We start from the raw sequence: 21,493 nt of genomic DNA on the forward strand, positions 1-21,493 counted from the left end.
GCGTCGACATGCCCGACCACGCCCCGCAGCCGGTGGACCGTCAACTGCCCACGGACGAGGCCCGGGACCTGATCTCGCTCGTCCGTGACATCACCGGGCGCGAGATCGTCCCGAGGGCCGCCGAGGAGGAGGAAGCCGGTCGCTTCCCGCGCGAAGTCTTCACCCTGCTCTCGGAGTCGGGGCTGCTCGGCCTCCCGTACGCGTCCGAACACGGCGGCGGCGACCAGCCCTACGAGGTCTACCTCCAGGTCGTCGAAGAGCTCGCCGCGGCCCGCCTCACCGTCGGGCTCGGCGTCAGCGTGCACACGCTGTCCTGCCACGCCCTCGCGAACTACGGCACCAAGGCACAACAGGCCGAGCACCTGCCCGCGATGCTCGGCGGCGGCCTCCTCGGCGCGTACTGCCTCTCCGAACCCGCGTCCGGCTCCGATGCCGCCTCCCTGAGCACGAAGGCGGTCAGGGAGGGCGAGGACTGGGTTCTCACCGGTACCAAGGCCTGGATCACGCACGGCGGCGTCGCCGACTTCTACACGGTCATGGCGCGCACCGGCGAGGACGGCCCGCGTGGAATCACCGCGTTCCTGGCCCCCGCCGACGCGTCGGGGCTGAGCGCCGCGGCGCCGGAACGGAAGATGGGCCTCAAGGGCTCGCCCACCGCGCAGATCAACTTCGACGGGGTCCGGCTCGACGGAAACCGGCGTGTCGGCGAGGAGGGACAGGGCTTCGCGATCGCCCTGGCCGCGCTCGACTCCGGGCGCCTCGGCATCGCGGCCTGCGCGATCGGCCTGGCCCAGGCGGCACTCGACGAGGCGGTGGCGTACGCGACCGGGCGTCGGCAGTTCGGGCGGCCGATCTCCGACTTCCAGGGGCTGCGCTTCATGCTCGCCGACATGGCCACCCAGATCGAGGCGGGCCGGGCGCTGTATCTCGCGGCGGCGCGGCTGCGCGACGCCGGCCGGCCGTTCGCCAAGCAGGCGGCGATGGCCAAACTCCTGTGCACCGACGCCGCGATGAAGGTCACGACGGACGCCGTCCAGGTGCTCGGCGGCTACGGCTACACCGCGGACTTCCCGGTCGAGCGCTACATGCGCGAGGCCAAGGTGCTGCAGATCGTCGAGGGCACCAACCAGATCCAGCGGATGGTCATCGCCCGTCATGTGGCGGGCCCTGAGACACGCTGAACGGGTCGATCACGATCCCGAGCCCGACCGGCGGCGCCGCGAGCCGGACCCACTCCGGGTCGTAGCGTCCCGGCAGAGTGCGGCCAAGGTCCGCCCAAGTGCGCACCAGAGCACCGTAGATGGGCGGGTCGGACGGGGCCGGTGGGTTCGCTCGGCCCTGGTTCGGCCGACTCTGGTGCGGCGAGCTCTGCGGAACCGATTCTGCCGGGCCGGAGTCGTACACCTGGCGCAAACGTCCCGGCGCCGCGTACCTGGGGGTCGTCATGCCAGGGCAACGCGGTGACGGTCCTTCAGGTCACCGCGCCCCGGATTCGGCTCTGCGTTCGCGACGGCACACGCCCGTAGTCGACCCGCGCCACGGCGGCGTGCGAGCCATGGTGCGGGGGCGGTCGGGAGAGTTCGCGCGGATTCGAGCGGATGCGCTCAGGCGGCGTGGCGCCGCAGCTCGGGGGCTCGCATCGGGCGCGAGCCCGGGCCGCCGACGTGCGAGAAGGGCTGGGTCCGCCAGTCGAGCCCCTGAGGGAGCGTCAACAGCAGGGCGGTGTGCTGCTCCTGGGCCTCAGTGGACTCGTCCGTGGACCGGGCGTCGGCCGCCGCGCGGCCCGTACCGGCGCAGACCGTGAGCCCGAACGGGTTCCACGGTGACGCGCACAGTGCGTGCTCCGGCAGGATCTCCTCGTCGGCGAGCAGCGCGATGGGCTGTACGCAGTCCGGGCAGATCACCCGGAACATCTCGAAGGTGTCGTAGTCGTCGAGTTCCTCGCCGTCGAGTGCGTCGGGTTCGACGTACTCCGGCTCGGAGTCGACGACCAACTGGGGCCTCTTGGGCGCGGTGCGACCAGGGCGCTTAAGACTCTGCATGGGTTACTCCCCCTCGGGCTGGGCCGACCAGGCAACTGCGGCCTCGGCCACAGCAAGCACTTCCCGCCCGGTCTCGGCGGTAATCACGAGACCATCACGGAGCATGTTCGAGGGCTGTGGCGTTCGTCACATGCCGTTCGCAGGTGCCCGTGGCGATGCTTTTGTCCCTCATCCGGCTCACCGGGCACCGGCGTCACATCACGAACAGGGCATGACCAGCACCGCTCAGGTATCGGAGGAGATCAACCGCACTGTAGGTTCTGCGCCATGGAGGAGCTGGACCGACAGATCGTGCAGCTGCTCGTCGAGGACGGGCGGATGAGTTACACCGACCTGGGCAAGGCCACGGGCCTGTCCACGTCTGCCGTGCACCAGCGAGTGCGTCGGCTGGAACAGCGAGGCGTCATCCGTGGCTATGCCGCGGTCGTCGACCCGGAGGCGGTGGGGCTGCCCCTGACGGCCTTCATCTCGGTGAAGCCCTTCGATCCCAGCGCCCCGGACGACATCGCGGAACGCCTCCGGGACGTCCCGGAGCTCGAGGCCTGCCACAGCGTGGCGGGCGAGGAGAACTACATCCTGAAGGTCCGTGTCGCCACTCCCCACGAGCTGGAGGAGCTACTGGCGAGGGTGCGCACCCTCGCGGGCGTCTCGACCCGTACGACGGTGGTCCTGTCCACGCCGTACGAGGCCCGCCCGCCGAAGATCTGATCAGCGGCACCGCGGACACCTCCGGGCGCCCGGCGGACACGCCCCAGGTGCGGGTCCGCCGGGCGCTCACGAGAAACTGTTCCTCATGAGTGAACGCCCGGTACCGCCCGACACCGTCCTCCTGCGAGGCGGCGAAGTCCACAGCCCCGCAGACCCCTTCGCGACCGCGATGCTCGTCGAGCGCGGTCATATCGCCTGGGTCGGCTCGGAAGGCGCCGCGGACGCGGTCGCGGGCGCGGCGGACGAGGTGATCGACCTCGACGGCGCCCTCGTCACCCCGGCGTTCACCGACGCACACGTGCACACCACCGCCACCGGACTCGCGCTCACCGGCCTCGACCTGTCCGGTGCCCCCTCGCTGGACGCGGCCCTCACCCTCGTACGCGCGTTCGCCGCCGCCCGTCCCGCCGACCGGGTGCTCCTCGGTCACGGCTGGGACGCCGCCCGCTGGCCCGGCGGCCGGCCGCCGACCCGCGCCGAACTCGACGAGGCCACCGGCGGCCGCCCGCTCTACCTCAGTCGTATCGACGTCCACTCGGCGGTCGTGACGACCGCACTGCTCGACCTGGTACGGGGCGACACCGGCCGCTCCGACGTCCCGCTGACCGGCGACGCCCACCACACCGTCCGGGCCGCGGCCCTGGGCGCGGTCACCCCGGCCCAGCGCGCCGAGGCTCAGCGGGCCGCCCTCGCCCGTGCCGCCTCGCTCGGCATCGGCTCCGTGCACGAGTGCGCGGGGCCGGAGATCTCCTCGGAGGACGACTTCACCGGGCTGCTGCGTCTCGCCGCCGACGAGCCGGGCCCCCGTGTGGTCGGCTACTGGGCCCAGCAGGGGGAGGAGGGCGTCGAGAGGGCGCGTGCGCTGGGCGCGGTCGGCGCCGCCGGTGATCTGTTCGTCGACGGCGCCCTCGGCTCGCACACCGCCTGTCTGCACGAGCCGTACAGCGACGAGGCGGGCCGCACGGGCACCTCCTACCTGGACACCGCGGCCGTCGCCGCCCATGTCGTCGCCTGCAGCGAGGCAGGCATCCAGGCGGGCTTCCACGCCATCGGGGACGCCGCCGTGACCTCCGTGGTCGAGGGCGTGCGCGCCGCCGCCGAGAAGGTCGGTCTGGCCCGGGTCCGCGCCGCCCGGCACCGCGTCGAGCACGCCGAGATGCTCACCCCCGAGACCATCGCCGCCTTCGCCGAGCTTGGCCTCACCGCGTCCGTGCAGCCCGCCTTCGACGCCCTGTGGGGCGGTGAGGAGGGCATGTACGCCCAGCGCCTGGGCGCGGACCGTGCTCGGGCCCTGAACCCCTTCGCGGCCCTCCTGAAGGCCGGCGTCCCGCTCGCCCTGGGCTCGGACAGCCCCGTCACCCCGCTCGACCCCTGGGGCACGGTCCGCGCCGCCGCCTTCCACCGCACACCGGAGCACCGCATCTCGGTCCGCGCGGCCTTCACGGCCCATACCCGCGGAGGCTGGCGTGCCGTCGGGCGCGACGACGCCGGCGTCCTGGTGCCGGGCGCGCCCGCGGACTACGCCGTCTGGCGCGCCGACGCCCTCGTGGTCCAGGCCCCCGACGACCGCGTCGCCCGCTGGTCCACCGACCCCCGCTCCGGCACCCCGGGCCTGCCCGATCTCACCCCGGGCACCGATCTCCCCCTCTGCCTGCGCACAGTGGTGGGCGGACGGACGGTGTTCGTACGCCCGGGCGAGTGATCTACCGGGGTGGCGCGGTACGGACGGGTGGCCGACACGCCGTCGCGCGACCTGCGTATCCACGGCCCTGACCAGGCAGTTGTCGAAAGAACCGCAGTTCAAGCAACTGTTGACAGCCGACGGCTGATGGCCGGTAGGTTCTGCCGGGTCCACCACCGGACGCCCGACCGGGGAACCTCCGCGCAGTCGCCGCGGCGCCGCTGGGTCAGGGATGGTGTGCCGCACCGGCGCACCATCACTGCCAGCCAGGCCCAGCGCCCGCGCCACGGCGACGGAACGTTCCACCCGGTCGGCAAGGTGTGACCCGGGTGGGGCCCGGACGTCCAGTAGACAACGGCTTTCGGTCGACCCGCAGCCAGCGGGTCCCAGGTCGGCCCGAAGGGCGCCGGGCCCCGATCCGCAGTGCGCACAGGTGACGAAGCGGACTCGCTTACCCGGCTCTTGCCGAATCGACACCCCCGTAGGCAGTGCTGACACATCGGCGCAGGCCGTGCCGACTATGGTGGACCTCTGCGTACGGACTCGAAGGGGCAGCAGTGAACGACGGCGACGGGACTCTCGCGGCAGAGGCCCAGGAGCGGCGGTTCGGCCCGCTCGGCACGGCTTTGGTGATCATTCCGACCTACAACGAGGCGGAGAACATCAAGAAGATCGTCGGCCGGGTGCGCGAGGCTGTCCCTGACGCACACGTTCTCGTGGCGGACGACAACAGCCCCGACGGCACCGGCAAGCTCGCCGACGAACTGGCCGCCGGGGACGACCAGGTCCAGGTGCTGCACCGCAAGGGCAAGGAAGGCCTCGGCGCCGCCTACCTCGCGGGCTTCCAGTGGGGCATGGACAACGACTACGGCGTCCTGATCGAGATGGACGCCGACGGCTCCCACCAGCCAGAGGAGCTGCCCCGCCTGCTGACCGCCCTGAAGGGCGCCGACCTGGTCCTCGGCTCCCGCTGGGTGCCCGGCGGCCGGGTGGTCAACTGGCCCAGGTCGCGCGAGTTCATCTCCCGGGGCGGCAGCCTCTACTCCCGGGTCCTGCTCGACGTACCCATCCGGGACGTCACGGGCGGCTACCGCGCCTTCCGCCGCGAGACCCTCGAAGGCCTCGGCCTCGACGAGGTCGCCTCGCAGGGCTACTGCTTCCAGGTCGACCTGGCCCGGCGCGCGATCAGGGCCGGCTACCACGTGGTCGAGGTGCCCATCACCTTCGTCGAGCGCGAGTACGGCGACTCCAAGATGAGCCGCGACATCCTGGTCGAGGCCCTGTGGAGGGTCACGACCTGGGGTGTGGGGGAGCGAGTGAACCGGGTCCGGGGCAGGACCTGGAAGCCGTAGCAGTCCTTCGCGGGTGTGCCCGTACGACGTCACAGGCGCTGTTGATCATCCGCTTATCCTGTGCTGAGCCCGGCCCGGGCACACTGGACGTATGACGACTGGCGCACCGACCCCCACGTACCCTGCGCAGCCGCGGCGTTCCCGGCTGCGCACGTTCCTGCCGCTGGGCATCGCCGCCTGGCTGGTGCTGGAGATCTGGCTGCTGACCGTGGTCGCCGGCGCGGCGAGCGGCTTCACGGTCTTCCTTCTCCTGGTCGCCGGTTTCCTGTTCGGGTCCGTGGTGATCAAGCGGGCGGGCCGCCGGGCCTTCCGAAACCTCACCGAGACGCTGCGACAGCAGCAGAACGGCACGCCGCCGGCGAGCACGACCCGCCCCGGCGGCAGCGAGGGCAACGGCCTGCTGATGCTCGGCGGTCTGCTGCTGATGCTGCCCGGCCTGATCTCGGACGCGGTGGGTCTGCTGCTGCTGATCCCCCCGCTCCAGAAGGCGATCAGCCGCTATGCGGAACGCACCTTCGAGCGCAAGCTGAGGGAGGCGACCCCGGGCACCCTGGGAGGCGCCTTCCAGCAGGCGAGGATGCACCGCCCGGACGGCAAGGTGGTGCAGGGCGAGGTCATCCACGGTGAGGTGGTCCGGGAAGACGGGACGGGTGGCACCCCGGAGGACCGGCGCCCGCCGCTGACCGGCTGACGTCCGCCTCCGCACGCGACGGGCCCGCGCCAGGAGGCGCGGGCCCGTCGCGTCGCAGTGACCGCTCCCGGTCCCGGTGGCCGCGGTAGAAAGCTTCTGAAAAACGCAAAACCGCAGGCACCGCACGCCAGACTCACGTACGGCACCCGCGGTGTCACGTGTGCGTTGTATGCCACCCAGTCCCGGAGGGACTACGCGGACTTGCGGCTGTCCCGCGGATGTACCGCGATGTTCATCGCTCCGGAGCGAAGTACAGCCAGTCGCTCCTCAAGGACCTCTTCGAGTTCCTCGCGGGTGCGTCGCTCCATCAGCATGTCCCAATGCGTACGCGCGGGCTTGGCCTTCTTCTCCTCAGGGCCGTCACCGTCGACGAGAAGTGCCTGGGCCCCGCAGACCTTGCACTCCCACTCCGGCGGAATTTCGGCCTCCACCGAGAAGGGCATCTCAAAGCGATGGCCCTTCTCGCATGCGTACTCCACGGCCTGGCGCGGAGCCAGGTCGATGCCGCGGTCCGTCTCATAGCTGGTCACTACGAGGCGTGTGCCGCGAAGAGCTCGCTCACTCATGAATCGTGCCTCCCGGGCTTGTCGCCCACAGGACAGGTGTCGCTGTCGTCGTCATCCGGTCAACGTCCGGTCGGCGGTAAAGATTCCCGTCCCGTGTCCCGTTTCGGGTCATGCGTCGCCGTCGTAGCCGCCCCTTGTTGTACCCACCAGCGCCCGGTTTGTCACATCTGCAAGCAGATATCACCCAGCGTTTCGTCATCTTTGACGCGCAGTAACGGTACGCCTGGCAGGCCAACGGCGTACACTACCGCTCTTTGGCCGCCGATGCTAAATCCTTTCGGGAACGGGATTGCCCGCGTCGCGGATCGCGCGGCCCACCGGAACCCGGGCCAGCAGCACGAACCCGATGACGAAGAAGGCCACGAGCGAGATGATCGCGTCCCGGTAACTGCCGGTCAGCTGGTAGGTGATCCCGAACAGAAGCGGGCCCAGCCAGCTCATTCCGCGGTCGCTCATCTCGTACGCCGAGAAGTATTCGGCCTCCTTGCCGGGCGGCACCAGATGGGAGAACAGCGACCGGGACAACGCCTGACTGCCGCCGAGGACCAGGCCGATCCCGGCGGCCAGCACGAAGAACCACGCGGGGGCACCGGCCGGCAGGAAGTACCCCGCCGCCAGCGTCACCGTCCACGCCACCAGCGAGCCGAGAATCGTCCGCTTGGCCCCGTACACGCGGGCCAGTCGGCCCATCCCCAGCGCTCCCGCAACCGCGAGCACCTGGACCAGCAGCACCGCCCCGATGAGGGTGGACTGGCCCAGCCCGAGCTCCTCCGAGCCGTAGACCGAGGCCTGGGAGATCACGGTCTGGATGCCGTCGTTGTAGACCAGGTATGCGAGCAGGAAGGCGAGGGTGAGCGGATGGCGGCGCATGTCGCGGACCGTCGCCGCCAGCTGCCGCAGCCCCGGGGAGGTGGCCTCCTTGCCGGCGGTTTCCGCCGGGGCGGCCCGGCGGTCGCGGAGCCTGCGCAGCGGCACGAGGGTGAAGGCGCCCCACCACAGGCCCGCCGAGGCCAGGCAGACGCGGACGGCCATGCCCTCCGATAGGCCGAAGGAGTCGTGGGCCGTGTACAGCACCAGGTTGACGACGAGGACCAGTGAACCCGCCGCGTAGCCGAACGCCCAGCCGCGCGAGGAGACCGCGTCGCGTTCCTCGACCGGGGCGATCTGCGGGAGGAAGGAGTTGTAGAGCATCATCGAGACGGACAGGGCCGCGTTGGCGATGATCAGCAGCAGCCCGCCGAGGAGATAGCGGTCACCGCCGAGGAAGAACATCCCCGTCGTCGCCGTGGCACCCACGTAGGCGGCGGCGCCCAGGAGCGGCTTCTTGCGTCCGGTGCGGTCGGCGGCAGCGCCCACCACGGGCATGACGAGCACGGCCACGATGATCGACAGGGACACCGAGTAGGCGAAGACCGAACCGGCGCGGACAGGTATGCCCAGCGGGTGCACGAACCCGTCCGCGTCGGCCGCCTTCTCGGCGACCGACGTCAGATACGGGCCCAGGAACACGGTGAGGACGCTCGTCGAGTAGACGGAGCACGCCCAGTCGTAGAAGTACCAGCCGTGCCGCTCACGGCGTCCGGCAGCCTCGTCGGACGCCTCGTCCCGCACGGTCTCGATGCCCACCCGTGCCCTCGCTTTCCCCGTGAACGTCGTGCGCTCGGGGAGTCAGAACCAGGTGCCCCGGTCCTCCAGAACCTTGCGCAACGTGTCGATGTGATCGGTCATGATGCCATCGACTCCCAGGTCCAGGAGCCGGTGCATGCGATCGGGATCGTTGACCGTCCACACGTGGACGTGCAGCCCGCGCGCGTGGGCGGTGCGCACGAAGCTGCGGTCGACCACCGGAATGCCCGACTGGGCCTCCGGAACCTGCGCGGCGACGGCCGACCGCCGCACCGCCACCGGCAGACCCCACGAGCGCAGCCGCAGGTTGAGTACCCCCCGGGTGCCGTACGACGTTGCCAGGCGCGGACCGGCGAGCCGCTGGGCGCGCGCCACACGCGCCTCGGAGAAGGAGCCGACGCAGACGCGGTCCCAGCAGCCGGTGCGCTCGATCAGGTCCAGGAGCGGGCGCAGCGCGGGCTCGGCCTTGACGTCGACGTTCCAGCGTGCGTCGGGGAAGGCTTCGAGCAGGTCTTCGAAGAGGGGCACCGGCTCGCTGCCCGCGACGCGGGCGCGGCGTACGTCGGACCACGGGAGGTCCGCGATCCGGCCGCCGCCGTCCGTCACCCGGTCCAGCGTCGAGTCGTGGAAGGCGACGAGCCTGCCGTCCGCCGTGCGGTGCACGTCGGTCTCCAGATAGCGGTAGCCCGCCTCCACCGCCCGCCGGAACTGGAACATGGTGTTCTCCAGGCCGTCCGCCGCCCCGCCCCGGTGGGCGAAGGGGATCGGGCCGGGGTGGTCGAGATAGGGATGGCGTATCCGCGTCGTCACGGTCGCAGTATCGCCTCCTCCGGTTGACCGGTGGCAACGACCGGACTGCCGGCCGGTGCCACCGGAACGGCGAACAAGCGCAGGAACAGCTGGGCCAGCGGTCCGATCGCCAGCGCGTACAGCACCGTGCCGACACCCACCGTGCCGCCCAGGGCGAAGCCCGTCGCCACGACCGCCACCTCGATCGCCGTGCGGACGAGCCGGATCGAGCGGCCGGTGATCCGGTGCAGACCGGTCATCAGGCCGTCGCGCGGGCCCGGGCCGAAGCTTGCCGCGATGTACAGGCCGGTGGCCACACCGTTCAGGACGATGCCCGCCACCAGGAGGGGGACGCGGGCGGCGAGGGCGTGCGCGTCGGGGACCAGGGCCAGCGTGCCGTCCATGGCGAGGCCGACGACGAAGACGTTCGAGACCGTGCCGAGGCCCGGACGCTGGCGCAGCGGGATCCAGAGGAGCAGCACGGCCGCGCCCACGAAGATCGACACGACGCCGATGGTCAGCCCGGTCAGTTCGGCCAGCCCCTGGTGCAGTACGCCCCAGGGCTCCAGACCGAGGCCCGACTCGACGAGCAGGGCCGAGCTGGCGCCGTACAGCGCGAGACCGGTGTAGAGCTGGACCAACCGTCGACCGACACGATCCGGCGCTGACAACGAACTCACGAGCTGCCCCCTGTGGTGGTAGTGGCCTGGCACATGACACCCTGTGGCTTGCTGTGGGATCGCATCCATGGCCAATTCGGGGAAGGTGGACTGATCTGCATGGTGCAGTGGACTTCCGCGGTGGGTACCGCGCAGCTCGCCCGGCTGCTCACCTCCCAGCAGGACCGCCCCGCGGGCCCCGGTACCCGACGTCCGCCCGCCTACCGTTCACTCGCCGACGGCATCCGTCTGCTGGTGCTGGAGGGCCGGGTGCCGGTCGCCGCCCGTCTGCCCGCCGAACGCGAACTGGCTCTCTCCCTCTCCGTCAGCCGTACCACGGTCGCCGCCGCCTACGAGGCACTGCGCGCCGAGGGCTTCCTGGAGTCGCGGCGCGGCGCGGGCAGCTGGACCGCCGTACCTGCCGGTAACCCACTTCCCGCGCGCGGGCTCGAACCCCTGCCCCCCGAGGCCCTGGGCTCGGTGATCGACCTCGGTACGGCGGCCCTGCCCGCGCCCGAGCCCTGGCTCACCCGCGCCGTCCAGGGCGCCCTGGAGGAACTGCCGCCGTACGCGCACACGCACGGCGACTACCCGGCCGGACTGCCCGCGCTGCGCGCGATGATCGCCGAGCGGTACACCGCGCGCGGGATCCCGACCATGCCCCAACAGATCATGGTGACGACCGGCGCGATGGGCGCCATCGACGCCATCTGCCATCTGTTCTCCGGCCGGGGCGAGCGCATCGCCGTCGAGTCGCCCTCGTACGCCAACATCCTGCAGCTCATGCGGGAGGCGGGCGCCCGGCTGGTGCCGGTCGCGATGGCCGAGGGGCTGGCCGGCTGGGACCTGGACCGCTGGCGCCAGGTGCTGCGCGAGGCCGCGCCCCGGATCGCGTACGTCGTGGCCGACTTCCACAACCCCACCGGCGCGCTCGCCGACGAGGACCAGCGGCGACAGCTCGTCGACGCGGCCCGGTCGGCGGGGACGGTGCTCGTCGCCGACGAGACGATGACCGAGCTGTGGCTGGACCCGGACGTCGAGATGCCACGGCCGGTCTGCGGTTTCGATCCCGCCGGGTCCACGGTCATCACCGTGGGTTCCGCCAGCAAGGCGTTCTGGGCCGGGATGCGCATCGGCTGGGTGCGGGCGGCTCCGGACGTGATCCGCAGCCTCGTCGCCGCGCGCGCCTATGCGGACATGGGCACGCCCGTACTCGAACAGCTGGCCATCAACTGGTTGCTGAGCACGGGTGGTTGGGAGCAGGCTGTCGAGATGCGGCGCGAACAGGCCCGGGACAACCGGGACGCGCTGGTCGCGGCGGTACGACGGGAGCTGCCGGACTGGGAGTTCACGGTGCCCAGGGGCGGGCTCACGTTGTGGGTCCGTACGGGTGGCCTGTCGGGGTCCCGGCTCGCGGAGGCGGGGGAGCGGGTGGGGGTACGGGTGCCTTCGGGGCCCCGGTTCGGGGTCGACGGGGCCTTCGAGGGGTATGTGCGGTTGCCGTTCACCGTGGGAGGAGCGGTGGCCGACGAGGCGGCCGCCCGGCTGGCTGCCGCGGCGCGGATCGTGGCGAGTGGCGGTTCGGGGGGCGCGGAGTCCCCCCGGACCTTCGTGGCGTGAGCGGCCTCAGGCCACCGGCTCCTGCTGCTGTTCCTGCTCGTGTTCCTGCTCCTGCTCCTGCTTGACGAGGAGTGCCGGAGCCGTTCTCGGGGGGAGCAGTTCCAGGACCGCCTGGCGCTGCGCGTCGCTCGTCGCGTCGTCGTGGGGGTCCGGGGTGGCCGGGACCTGGAGACGGTGGACCGGACCCGTGCCCAGCCGGGCGTAGCCGCGGCCGGGGGCCATGACCGGAACCGGTGTCGTCTGCGGGCGCGCGCCCAGGACCGCTTCCAGTTGGGTGGAGGACGCGGCGCCGAGTACGACACGCGCGCGCGTGTGCTGCCGTACGGCGTCGCTCAGGGTGTCCGCGCTGTCGAACTGCTCCGCCACCACGACGGTGACGTTCGCCGCCCGGCCGTGCCGCAGGGGGACCTGGAGCAGGGACTGGGGGTCGGGGCGGCCGTCGGCGGCGGCCAGATGGGCGAGGGCTCCGGGGCGGTCGAGGAGGAGCCACAGCGGGCGGCGGGTGTCGTCGGGGAGCGGCTCACCGGCCTGGCGGGCGAGGTTGGCCGTGATCAGCCGGCGCTCCGTTTCCCGGGAGGCCCATTCGAGGCTCGCCACGGCCGAGGTCGGAGCGCACTCGACGGCCAGCACGCCGTCCCGGCCGGTCAGGCACGCGTACTCGCCGGTGCCACTGCCGTCGACGATCAGGACGTCGCCGTACTGGAGGGCCTGCAGGGCGATCGAACGCAGGAGTGTGGTGGTGCCGCTGCCCGGTTCGCCCATCACCAGGAGGTGCGGTTCGGTGGAGCGGGGACCGGTGCGCCAGACGACCGGCGGGACGTCACGCCGTTCCTCGCCGTGACTGAGGGGGAGCGTGCGCTGGACCTGGGTGGGGTCCGTGAAGCCGAGCACCGTCTCGCCGGGGGACGTGACGAAGCGCTGCGCGGCGATGTCGGTGGGCAGCGGCGGCAGCACGGTGACCGTGAGCTCGTTGCCCTCCTCGTCCCACGCGAAGTGGTACTCGCGGCCACGGCCCGACTTGGCGTGCAGCAACTGCTCGATCCGCGCGCGGGAGTCGGCCTCGCCGTCGGTGAAGTACGCCGGGTAGCGGACCACCAGATGAGAGACGCGGCCGGTGCCGTCGAACTCGTACGCCGGGAAGGTCTTCTCCCAGTCGCCGCCGTGGGTGTACAGGGGAGCGGGGTCGTCGGGGGTCGTGAAGTAGGGGACCAGCGCGTCGTACAACGACTGGAGTCGCTGGGTCTGGGACTCGTCGGGGCCCTCGGGCTCCGCCGGGGCGCGGTCGCGGCCGTGCCAGGCCGCCGCCGCCATCACCGACGTGACGGCGAGCAGTGGGCCGTACGGCACGAGGGCCACGACCAGAACCACCGAGGCCACCAGGAACAGCAGTGGCCCACGCTTGTCCTTGGGCGTGTCCGCCCACTTGCGCCGCCCGGCCGCAGCCAGTCGGCGAAGACCCCGGCTGATCGTGATCAGCGGGTGAAGGACGTCCGTGGCACTGTCGGCCGCGGTCCGGGCCAGATCCCGGCTCCGGGCGATCTGTGCGCTGCCGTTGCTCAGGATGCGGGGGAGGGGGCGCCGGGCCACTGCTGTCTCCTGGAGGTGCGTGCGGTCGGGACGGGCGTCAGAACTTGATTCCGCCGAGCAGGCTCGCCAGGCTCTCGCCGCCTGCCTTGATGCTCGGTGCGATGGCGGTGCTCGCGAGGTAGAAGCCGAACAGCGCGGCGACGAAGGCGTGGGACCCCTTGAGGCCGTCCTTCTTGAAGAAGAGGAAGACGATGATGCCGAGCAGAACGACGCCTGACATGGAGAGGATCATGTGGATCTCCTGGTGTGGTGGGGACAGTCACCATGAGTTCTTCCAGGATCACAGCATGTATCCATACGATAAAAGGTGCAGTTGGGTGAATTTCGGCGTATTTCACTCCACTGGTGTACCTGTTCGGTGTCATTTGGACGGGCTGATCTTTGCTGCTCGGGAGTCGGGTCTTGCGCCTGTTAAGCCAGTACTCTGGCGATTCACCCGTACGGTTGTAACGAGAGGCGGTCCGGCCGATGAGTGAAGCCCCCGACCCCGAGGTCGTGGAGCTGGCGACCAAGATCTTCGATCTGGCGCGGCAGGGGCGGACCGAGGCACTCGTGGCGTACGTCGACGCGGGCGTTCCGGCCGATCTCACCAACGACCGTGGCGACTCCCTGGTGATGCTCGCCGCCTACCACGGCCACGCCGAGGCGGTCCGGGCGCTCCTCGCGCGCGGTGCCGACGGGGACCGGGTGAACGACCGGGGTCAGACGCCGCTCGCCGGCGCTGTTTTCAAGGGTGCGCAGGACGTGATCGAGGCGCTCCTGGAGAGTGGCGCCGACCCGGCCGCGGGCATGCCCTCGGCTCTCGACACCGCCCGGATGTTCGGCAAGACGGAACTGCTGGAGGTGTTCGGCGCGCGCTGAGCCGTACGCACTGACCAGCCAGGACAAGGAAAACGGGGGAGGCGGAACGGGGCCGCCGGAAATACGGTCGCGGCAGCTTGAACAGCCGGGTCATCATGACGTCGTGATTCATGGACGTGATGGCCGGGCAGATGTTGCCGCACCGCGCGGGCCGTGATGCGGTCCGCATGGGCCCACCTACGAGAGGCAGAGGAAGATGGTCTACAGCAAGCAGGAAACGGCGGGCGCCCCGACGTGTTGTCACGTGGCCAGGTAAAGCAGGATCCCGGTTGCGTCGACGCTTGATGTGAGGCTGTTTCCCATGTTCGATCCGGTCATAGCGCCCAGCGGTACGCTGCTCGGCCTGCTCCAGAGGGGCCGCGGCGACGGCACGCTGCACGCACTCACCGCACCGCGGGCCGAGGCGCTCGCGGCACTGAACCAATGCGTGCTCCGCGACCCCCGCCACGACTGGCAGGTGGAGAACCGCTCCCTTTACTACGCCCGCCTCTATGTCGACCTCCATGGTGAGCTCGACGAGATCGAGGGCCATCTCTTCGACGCCGAGGACGTCCTCGACACCGACGAGTCACGCACCGGGCTCGCCCTCGCGGTCCTCGGACACCTCGCCTCCTACGGCAGGCGGGACGCGCTCGAACTGCTGCGCAGGTACGCCGCCACCGGCACGAGCTGGGCCTGGGCGCTGGACGAGCTGGCACTCAGGGACGACGACGCGGGGCTGCGCGCCCTCGCCGCCCCCGTGCTGGCCCGCTTCGGTACCGACCCGGAGGGCGAGGCGGAACTCGCCGCCGTCGTGCGGGATGCCTTCGAGCCCCGGCCCTGGCGGCTGTGGGCCGACGATCCGCGCGACTCGGTCTCCACGCGCGTGCGTGCCGCCCAGGAGACCGGCTGTTTCGACCGCTGGCAACGCCAGATGCGACCGTCCGGGCCCCGCCCGGGCTGGAGCGTGCAGGCCGTCTTCGAGTGGGCCCAGCAGGGCATCGACCGAGGTGCCGTCCTGCACGTGCCCGCCGCGCGCTGTCTGACGGCTGTGGCAGGTCCGGAGGACCGGCCACAGATCGTGGAGGCGGCCCGCAGCGGTGGCGACGGCGCCCGCTGCACGGCCCTTCGTTATCTCGCGGACAGCAATGATCCCGATGCCCTCGATCTGGTCGAGGGCGCGGTGGCCGACGGCACGACGGCTGTCGTGGAGGCCGCCGTCGACGCCTTCGAACGTATGCGCAGTATCGCCGCCGTCGACCGCGCGCGCGGGTGGGTCCACCGACCCGACCCGCTGGGCGCCGCCGCCGGACGGATGCTCGCCTGCCTGGGAGCCACCCGGGACAGCGACCTCGTCCTCGGCGCACTGCGTGAGGCCGTACGGGGCGAAGGACCCGACGCGCCGACCCTGTGGACCCTGGTGGACGGCACGGGACGGCTCGGCATCGTCTGCGCCGCCCCCGTACTGCGTCACATCTACCGCGAGACCGCCTCCTCCCATCTACGCGGACGGGCCGCCCGGGCCCTCGCCGCCACCGACCCCTCGTTCGCCGCCGGATTCGCCGTCGAATGCCTCTGGGACTGCGAGGAGACCACCCGCGAGGTCGCCGCCCGGCACGCCGAGACCGGTGACGCCAGGGTCGTCGACCAACTGCGCAGACTCGCCGCGGACCCCGCCGAGGAGGCCGAGGTCCAGACCGCGGTGAGAAGCCGTATCGGGCCCGATTCCACCCGCCACATGAACGGGGGATGACCCGGGGATCAGGAGCGTGTGGACGCGCGCCGACCCAGGAGGGGGCGGTGCGCAACGCTCATGGGACGTTCCCCGTCCGGAAAGATCGACGTTGACGCGAGCACGTCCGGTACGGCGACAACCTCCCTATGCGTGTCGTCATCGTGACCGAATCCTTTCCCCCCGATGTGAACGGCGTGGCCCACTGCGCGCTCCAGACCGCCCGGCACCTCGTCGACAGCGGTCACGTTCCCCTCGTCGTCGCCCCGGCCACCGCCGCCGGGGCCGGGTCCGACGCCTCGGCGCCGTGCCCCGTCGTCCGAGTCCCCTCCCTCCCGCTCCCGGGCTATCCCCAGGTCCGCGTCGCCCTCCCCAGCCGACGCGTCGCCGCCGCGATCACCGAGCACCGCGCGGACATCGTCCACCTGGCCAGCCCCTTCGTCCTCGGCGTACGCGGCATGGCCGCCGCCGCCCGGCTCGGTATCCCCGCCGTGGCCGTCTACCAGACCGACCTGGCCGGATACGCCCGCACGTACGTCCACGCGGGCGAGGCGGCCGCCTGGCGGCGCATCCGCTCCGTCCACGCCTCCGCCGACCTCACCCTCGCGCCCTCCAGCGCCGCTCTGCACGACCTGGAGTCGCACGGCGTGCCCCGGGTGAAGCTGTGGCAGCGCGGAGTGGACACCGTGCGCTTCCGCCCCGAACTCCGGGACGAGGCCATCCGCCGCGAACTCGCCCCCAATGGTGAGCTGATCGTCGGCTACGTCGGCCGGCTCGCCCCCGAGAAGCAGGTCGAACTCCTCGCCGGGGTCTGCGGGCTGGACGGCGTGCGGGTCGTCGTCGTGGGCGACGGACCCAGCGAGCCGGCCCTGCGCGAGCAACTGCCCGGCGCGGTCTTCCTCGGCCGCCGGACCGGCGACGAACTCGCCCGGATCTTCGCCTCGCTGGACGTCTTCGCGCACACCGGCCCGTTCGAGACCTTCTGCCAGACGGTGCAGGAGGCCATGGCGAGCGGTGTGCCCGTCGTCGCGCCCGCCGCCGGAGGACCGCTGGACCTGGTCGCCCACGGGCGCACCGGCCTGCTGGTCCCACCGCGCGACGCGGCCGCCGTCCGGGACGCGGTGTGGTCCCTGGCCCGTGACCCGGGCCTGCGGGCCGCCTACGGCGCCGTCGCCCGGGCGACGGTCGAGGGCCGTACCTGGGCGGCCGTCGGCGACCAACTCGTCGGGCACTACGCCGACATCCTCAGCGCGCGGACGGCGGTGGCCGCATGAACGGCGAGACACCACGCGGCGCGAGCGGACCACTGCGTATCGTCCGGCTGGCGAACTTCGTCGCCCCGTCCTCGGGCGGGCTGCGCACCGCGCTGCGCGAACTGGGCGCCGGTTACCGGGCCGCGGGCCACGAACCCGTCCTGATCGTGCCCGGTGAGCGCGCGGGCGACCGCGACACCGAACAGGGGCGCGTGATCACCCTGCCCGGCCCGCTGCTGCCCGGCACCGGCGGCTACCGCGTCCTCACCGACAAGCGACGCGTCGCCGCCCTCCTGGAGGAACTCGCGCCGGACCGCCTGGAGGTGTCCGACCGCACGACGCTCAGATGGACCGGCAAGTGGGCGCGCCGGGCCCGCGTCCCCGCGGTGATGGTCTCCCACGAGACCGCCGACGGCGTCCTGCGCACCTGGGGCCTGCCGGAGAACCTCTCCCGGCGCGCCGCCGACACCCTCAACGTCCGCACGGTGCACACCTACGCGCGCGTGGTGTGCACCACGGAGTTCGCCGAGCGGGAGTTCGTACGGATCGGGGCTCGCAATGTCGTACGGGCTCCCCTGGGCGTCGACCTCGTGCGGCGGCATCCGTCACTGCGTGACCCGGCGGTGCGGGCCGCGCACGCGCGCGACGACGAACTGCTCCTGGTGATGTGCTCCCGACTGTCCGTCGAGAAGCGGCCCGGTACGGCCCTGGACGCCCTGCGGGCGCTGCTGCGGCGCGGGCTGAGGGCGAGGCTGGTGGTGGCCGGGGACGGGCCGCTGAGGGCCCGCCTGGAGCAGCGGGCGCGGGAGCGCGGACTGCCGGTCACCTTCCTCGGGCACGTGGCCGACCGGGCACTGCTGGGCGCACTCCAGGCGTCCGCCGACGTGTGCCTGGCGCCCGGACCCGCCGAGACGTTCGGACTCGCCGCGCTGGAGGCGATGGCCTGTGGTACTCCCGTGGTCGTCAGCGCGTCCTCCGCGCTGCCCGAGGTGATCGGGTCCGCCGGGGCGGTCGCGGCCGACGACGGAGAGGCCTTCGCGGACGCCGTACGGCTGCTGCTGGGGCGGCCCGAGCGCGAGCGCCGGGAGACCGCACGCGCGCGTGCGGAGTGTTTCGGCTGGCCGGCAGCCGTCGAGGCGTTCCTCGCTGCGCACGACGCGGTGGTGCGGTCCGTCGGCGACGCGGCCGTACGGCCGGTCGTCGTCCCGGAGAGTGTCGGATGAGACCGCTGCGGTTCGTGGCGCTCGGCGACTCGCTGACCGAAGGTTGAGAACTGTTCGGCAAGGAGTGCGCACGAGGCCGAGTTAGCTCGATCGTGTGATGGTCGGGTTCCGAGCTTGCGGTGCCCTGGGCTGATCGGGCTAACGTGAGTGTGCGATCTGGGACACCGGGTACGGCGTCAGTGTGCGGGGCCCCTGCTCCACCAGTGGATGGTTCAGGGCCTCCCCGTCGCCTCTGGCCGTGCCCACCTGGCCAGGTCGCACAGGGAACTGGCCTCCCGGGATCGGACCACGCACAGGATGCGTGTCGCCACCCGGGGTCGAGTACGCCGGGGACCAGTTCGCCCAAGACCGTTCGGGGCGCGCGGCTGAACGGACTTACTTCCGCTCAGTCCACAGGAACGGTGAACGACATCCTGCGCTGTACGTTCGACATCCACGCGCTTTCCGAGCGCTACGGGGCGGTTCATGTGCACGCGGCCGAGGGCGAGTGGCTCAGCGGGCGCGAGATGTGGAGCGCGGACCGGCTGCACCCCGGCGAGCAGGGGCACCGGCAGCTCGCGGTCCGCTTCCACGCGCTGCTCACGGAGGCGGGCGTCACGGGCGGTGCGGGTCCCTCGGCCGCGCCGGGACAACCCGCGCCCACCCGGTCGGCGAACCTGCGCTGGCTGGCCACCGCGGGGACGGGCTGGGTGGCACGGCGGTGCACCGACCTGCTGCCGCAACTCCTCCGGCTCGCCGCCCAGGAGGTCCGCCACCGTGCGCGCGGTACCAGCGCCCGCCTCGACCTGGGTGCCTCCCACGCCGTGGCGGCGGCCCTGGCGGCCCTGTCGGTGGCGGAGCACCGGGCGGAACCGGAGGTGGCGTAGGGGCGGCTCAGCGTCGGCGTACGGGCACGAACCTGACCGGCGTGCCCGGCGCCGCCTGAGCGGCGGCCGGCAGGTCGGCGGTGCGTACGACGGCGATCACCGGATAGCCGCCGGTGGTCGGATGGTCGGCGAGAAACACCACCGGTCTGCCGTCCGGGGGTACCTGGACCGCGCCGAGGACCATGCCCTCACTGGGGAGTTCACCGGAAACGGCCCGCTCCAGGGCGGGCCCTTCCGTGCGCAGCCCGATGCGGTTGCTCGCGGAGGACACCCGGTAGGTGGAGGTGGCGAAGGCCCGTAGTGCCCCCGGCGTGAACCAGTCGTCGCGTGGCCCGACGGTCACCCTGAACACGAGTTCGGCCGGGGGCGCGGGCTGCGGAACGACGTCCACGCGCGCGTGCCCGCCGATCACCGGCCCCAGGGGCAGCACCGCGCCGTCCGTCAGGGGCGGCGGACCCAGACCGGACAACAGGTCGGTCGAGCGGCTGCCGAGCACCCGCTCGACGGCGACTCCGCCGGAGACGGCCACGTAGGCCCGTACCCCGGACAGAGCTGTCCCGATGTCCAGCAGCGCGCCGGCGGGCACCCGCACCGGGGCGCCCCAGGCCGCGGGGCGGCCGTCCACCGTGACCGGACAGGGGGCGCCGCCCACCGCCACGGTGACCGCACAACGGGGGCGCAGGGTGCAGCCGTTGAGGGTGGTCTCCAGGACGGCCGCCTTGGACGGGTTGCCGACCAGCCGGTTGACGAGCGCGGCCGTGGGCGGGTCCAGGGCCCCGGAGCGGGGCACCCCGAGATGGGCGTGACCGGGACGCCCGAGGTCCTGAACGGTGGTCAGCGCCCCGGCGCGTACGACGAAGAGCGCACGATCCGTCATCGGCGGCCCACCGGGATGAAACGGACGCTGGTACCCGGCGACAGCAGTGCGGCCGGCACGCGCGTGTGGTCCCACAGGACCGCGTCCGTCGTACCGATCAGCTGCCAGCCACCCGGTGACGCACGCGGGTACACGCCCGTGTACGGGCCCGCCAGTCCGACGGCGCCGGCCGGGACGGACGTGCGGGGGGTGGCCCGGCGCGGAACGTCGTAGCGCGCCGGGAGACCGGTGAGGTAGCCGAAGCCGGGCGCGAAGCCGCAGAAGGCGACGCGGAACTCGGTGCCCGCGTGAATGCGCGCCACCGCTTCCTCGGACACGCCCCAGAGGGCGGCGACGTCGGCGAGGTCCGGGCCGTCGTAGCGGACCGGGAGTTCGATGACCCTCTCGGTGCGGGGGAGCGTCGGGGGTACCTCGGAGGCGGTCAGCTCGGAGGCCAGCCGGGCGGGGTCGGTGAGGCCGTCGAGGAGGACCGTCCGGGCGGCGGGGACGATCTCCCGTACGGACAGCGTGCCCTCCGCGCGCCGGCGCAGCAGTTCCGCGTGCAGGGCCTGGGCCCGGTCGCCGGACGAGACCTCGATCAGCAGCGCGTCGTCGCCGACCGGCAACGCCCTCATGCCGCTCGTGCCGCTCATGCGAAGGCCTCCACGCGGACACCCGAGGCCTCAAGGCGCTCGCGGACCCGGCGGGCCAGGTCCACCGCGCCGGGCGTGTCGCCGTGGACGCACAGGGAGCGGGCGCGGATCGCGAGGGGTGTCCCGGAGCGCGAGGCGACCACGCCGGTCCGGGCGAGGGTCACGGAGCGTGCCACGACGGCCTCGGGATCGGTCACCAGGGCCCCGTCCTGACCGCGCGGGACCAGGGTGGCCTCCTCGGTGTACGCGCGGTCGGCGAACGCCTCGGGGACGGCGGGCAGGCCCGCCGCCTCGGCCAGCGACAGCAGGCGCGAGCCCGGCAGCCCGAGCACCGGCAGGCCCTGGCCGGCGAGGAGCACGCCGGCGATCACCGCCCTGGCCTGTTCCTCGTCGTGCACGGCCCGGTTGTAGAGGGCGCCGTGCGGCTTGACGTACGCCACACGCGCGCCCGCCGCGCGCGCGAAGACCTCCAGGGCGCCGATCTGGTACGCCACTTCGGCCGCCAGTTCGTCGGGCGGCACGTCCATCGCGCGCCGCCCGAAACCCGCGAGGTCACGGTAGGAGACCTGGGCGCCGATCCGTACGCCGCGCTCGGCCGCCAGTTCGCACACCCGCCGCATGGTCGGTGGGTCCCCGGCGTGGAAGCCGCAGGCCACGTTGGCGCTGGTGACGACGGACAGCAGCTGTTCGTCGTCGGTCAGCCGCCAGCGGCCGAAGCCCTCGCCGAGGTCGGCGTTGAGGTCGATCAT

Annotated in this window: 20 protein-coding genes and 1 pseudogene; 11 read left to right on the forward strand and 10 right to left on the reverse strand. The window is 72.2% G+C overall.

The window, feature by feature from the left end:
• Window positions 1–8: 8 nt before the first annotated feature.
• Window positions 9–1,181, forward strand: coding sequence for an acyl-CoA dehydrogenase family protein (locus PV734_RS06145; protein ID WP_319093931.1), 1,173 nt, complete (start codon window positions 9–11; stop codon window positions 1,179–1,181).
• Between the two features lie 423 nt (window positions 1,182–1,604).
• Here the strand turns inward: PV734_RS06145 and PV734_RS06150 are convergent, their stop codons facing one another.
• Window positions 1,605–2,042, reverse strand: coding sequence for a hypothetical protein (locus tag PV734_RS06150; RefSeq protein ID WP_319093930.1), 438 nt, complete (start codon window positions 2,040–2,042; stop codon window positions 1,605–1,607).
• Window positions 2,043–2,309: 267 nt separating this feature from the next.
• On the opposite strand from PV734_RS06150, the gene PV734_RS06155 reads away from it, so the two are divergent.
• The 4 genes from PV734_RS06155 (at window position 2,310) to fxsA (ending at window position 6,474) form a co-directional block, all read left to right on the forward strand.
• A complete protein-coding gene (locus PV734_RS06155; protein ID WP_319093929.1) occupies window positions 2,310–2,750 on the forward strand; it encodes an Lrp/AsnC family transcriptional regulator in 441 nt (146 codons plus the stop codon).
• An 85-nt stretch (window positions 2,751–2,835) separates the two neighbouring features.
• Window positions 2,836–4,452, forward strand: coding sequence for an amidohydrolase (locus PV734_RS06160; protein ID WP_319288886.1), 1,617 nt, complete (start codon window positions 2,836–2,838; stop codon window positions 4,450–4,452).
• A gap of 536 nt (window positions 4,453–4,988) precedes the next feature.
• Window positions 4,989–5,783, forward strand: coding sequence for a polyprenol monophosphomannose synthase (locus PV734_RS06165; RefSeq protein ID WP_319093927.1), 795 nt, complete (start codon window positions 4,989–4,991; stop codon window positions 5,781–5,783).
• A gap of 91 nt (window positions 5,784–5,874) precedes the next feature.
• Window positions 5,875–6,474 carry an FxsA family membrane protein gene (gene fxsA / locus PV734_RS06170; protein WP_319093926.1) on the forward strand — a complete coding sequence of 200 codons (600 nt, stop codon included), beginning with the start codon at window positions 5,875–5,877 and terminating at the stop codon, window positions 6,472–6,474.
• 191 nt (window positions 6,475–6,665) lie between these two features.
• Here fxsA and PV734_RS06175 read toward each other — a convergent pair whose 3' ends face one another.
• The 4 genes from PV734_RS06175 to PV734_RS06190 all read right to left on the reverse strand — a co-directional run bounded on the left by PV734_RS06175 (window position 6,666) and on the right by PV734_RS06190 (window position 10,096).
• Entirely contained in the window at window positions 6,666–7,040 is a 375-nt protein-coding gene (locus PV734_RS06175; RefSeq protein WP_003977404.1) for an RNA polymerase-binding protein RbpA, read from the reverse strand.
• Window positions 7,041–7,307: 267 nt separating this feature from the next.
• Window positions 7,308–8,666 carry an MFS transporter gene (locus PV734_RS06180; RefSeq protein ID WP_319093925.1) on the reverse strand — a complete coding sequence of 453 codons (1,359 nt, stop codon included), beginning with the start codon at window positions 8,664–8,666 and terminating at the stop codon, window positions 7,308–7,310.
• A gap of 42 nt (window positions 8,667–8,708) precedes the next feature.
• Window positions 8,709–9,476 carry a glycerophosphodiester phosphodiesterase gene (locus PV734_RS06185; protein WP_319093924.1) on the reverse strand — a complete coding sequence of 256 codons (768 nt, stop codon included), beginning with the start codon at window positions 9,474–9,476 and terminating at the stop codon, window positions 8,709–8,711.
• Window positions 9,473–10,096 (reverse strand): YczE/YyaS/YitT family protein, encoded by a 624-nt coding sequence (locus PV734_RS06190; protein WP_415924159.1) that lies wholly within the window; start codon window positions 10,094–10,096, stop codon window positions 9,473–9,475. Before PV734_RS06190 ends, PV734_RS06185 begins: the two co-directional genes overlap by 4 nt.
• Before the next feature lie 138 nt (window positions 10,097–10,234).
• Here PV734_RS06190 and PV734_RS06195 point away from each other — a divergent pair, with 138 nt between their 5' ends.
• The gene (locus PV734_RS06195; RefSeq protein ID WP_319093923.1) at window positions 10,235–11,734 is read left to right on the forward strand and encodes a PLP-dependent aminotransferase family protein; all 1,500 of its coding nucleotides are present in this window, start codon (window positions 10,235–10,237) and stop codon (window positions 11,732–11,734) included.
• A gap of 6 nt (window positions 11,735–11,740) precedes the next feature.
• Here PV734_RS06195 and PV734_RS06200 read toward each other — a convergent pair whose 3' ends face one another.
• On the reverse strand, window positions 11,741–13,321 hold the full coding sequence (locus PV734_RS06200; RefSeq protein ID WP_319093922.1) for an ATP-binding protein: 1,581 nt from the start codon (window positions 13,319–13,321) through the stop codon (window positions 11,741–11,743).
• Window positions 13,322–13,358: 37 nt separating this feature from the next.
• Window positions 13,359–13,553 (reverse strand): hypothetical protein, encoded by a 195-nt coding sequence (locus PV734_RS06205; RefSeq protein ID WP_006377407.1) that lies wholly within the window; start codon window positions 13,551–13,553, stop codon window positions 13,359–13,361.
• Between the two features lie 236 nt (window positions 13,554–13,789).
• On the opposite strand from PV734_RS06205, the gene PV734_RS06210 reads away from it, so the two are divergent.
• The 5 genes and pseudogenes from PV734_RS06210 (at window position 13,790) to PV734_RS45780 (ending at window position 19,235) form a co-directional block, all read left to right on the forward strand.
• Window positions 13,790–14,182 carry an ankyrin repeat domain-containing protein gene (locus PV734_RS06210; RefSeq protein WP_319288887.1) on the forward strand — a complete coding sequence of 131 codons (393 nt, stop codon included), beginning with the start codon at window positions 13,790–13,792 and terminating at the stop codon, window positions 14,180–14,182.
• A gap of 301 nt (window positions 14,183–14,483) precedes the next feature.
• The gene (locus tag PV734_RS06215; protein WP_319093920.1) at window positions 14,484–15,914 is read left to right on the forward strand and encodes a HEAT repeat domain-containing protein; all 1,431 of its coding nucleotides are present in this window, start codon (window positions 14,484–14,486) and stop codon (window positions 15,912–15,914) included.
• 128 nt (window positions 15,915–16,042) lie between these two features.
• Entirely contained in the window at window positions 16,043–17,167 is a 1,125-nt protein-coding gene (locus PV734_RS06220; protein WP_319093918.1) for a glycosyltransferase family 1 protein, read from the forward strand.
• The gene (locus tag PV734_RS06225) at window positions 17,164–18,369 is read left to right on the forward strand and encodes a glycosyltransferase (protein WP_319288888.1); all 1,206 of its coding nucleotides are present in this window, start codon (window positions 17,164–17,166) and stop codon (window positions 18,367–18,369) included. Before PV734_RS06220 ends, PV734_RS06225 begins: the two co-directional genes overlap by 4 nt.
• Window positions 18,366–19,235 (forward strand): annotated as a pseudogene (locus PV734_RS45780) (SGNH/GDSL hydrolase family protein). The gene PV734_RS06225 and the pseudogene PV734_RS45780 overlap by 4 nt, the downstream one beginning before the upstream one ends.
• A gap of 7 nt (window positions 19,236–19,242) precedes the next feature.
• Here PV734_RS45780 and PV734_RS06235 read toward each other — a convergent pair.
• The 3 genes from PV734_RS06235 to PV734_RS06245 are packed head-to-tail and all read right to left on the reverse strand — an operon-like array spanning window position 19,243 to window position 21,493.
• Window positions 19,243–20,112, reverse strand: coding sequence for a biotin-dependent carboxyltransferase family protein (locus tag PV734_RS06235; protein WP_319288889.1), 870 nt, complete (start codon window positions 20,110–20,112; stop codon window positions 19,243–19,245).
• Window positions 20,109–20,726: a 5-oxoprolinase subunit PxpB gene (gene pxpB, locus PV734_RS06240; RefSeq protein WP_319288900.1), complete on the reverse strand. Its 618-nt coding sequence runs from the start codon at window positions 20,724–20,726 to the stop codon at window positions 20,109–20,111. Before pxpB ends, PV734_RS06235 begins: the two co-directional genes overlap by 4 nt.
• A 14-nt stretch (window positions 20,727–20,740) precedes the next feature.
• Window positions 20,741–21,493 (reverse strand): 5-oxoprolinase subunit PxpA, encoded by a 753-nt coding sequence (locus PV734_RS06245; RefSeq protein ID WP_319288890.1) that lies wholly within the window; start codon window positions 21,491–21,493, stop codon window positions 20,741–20,743.

Origin of the sequence: Streptomyces sp. AK08-02 (assembly GCF_033795085.1) — a bacterium.
GTDB classification, from domain to species: Bacteria; Actinomycetota; Actinomycetes; order Streptomycetales; family Streptomycetaceae; genus Streptomyces; species Streptomyces echiniscabiei.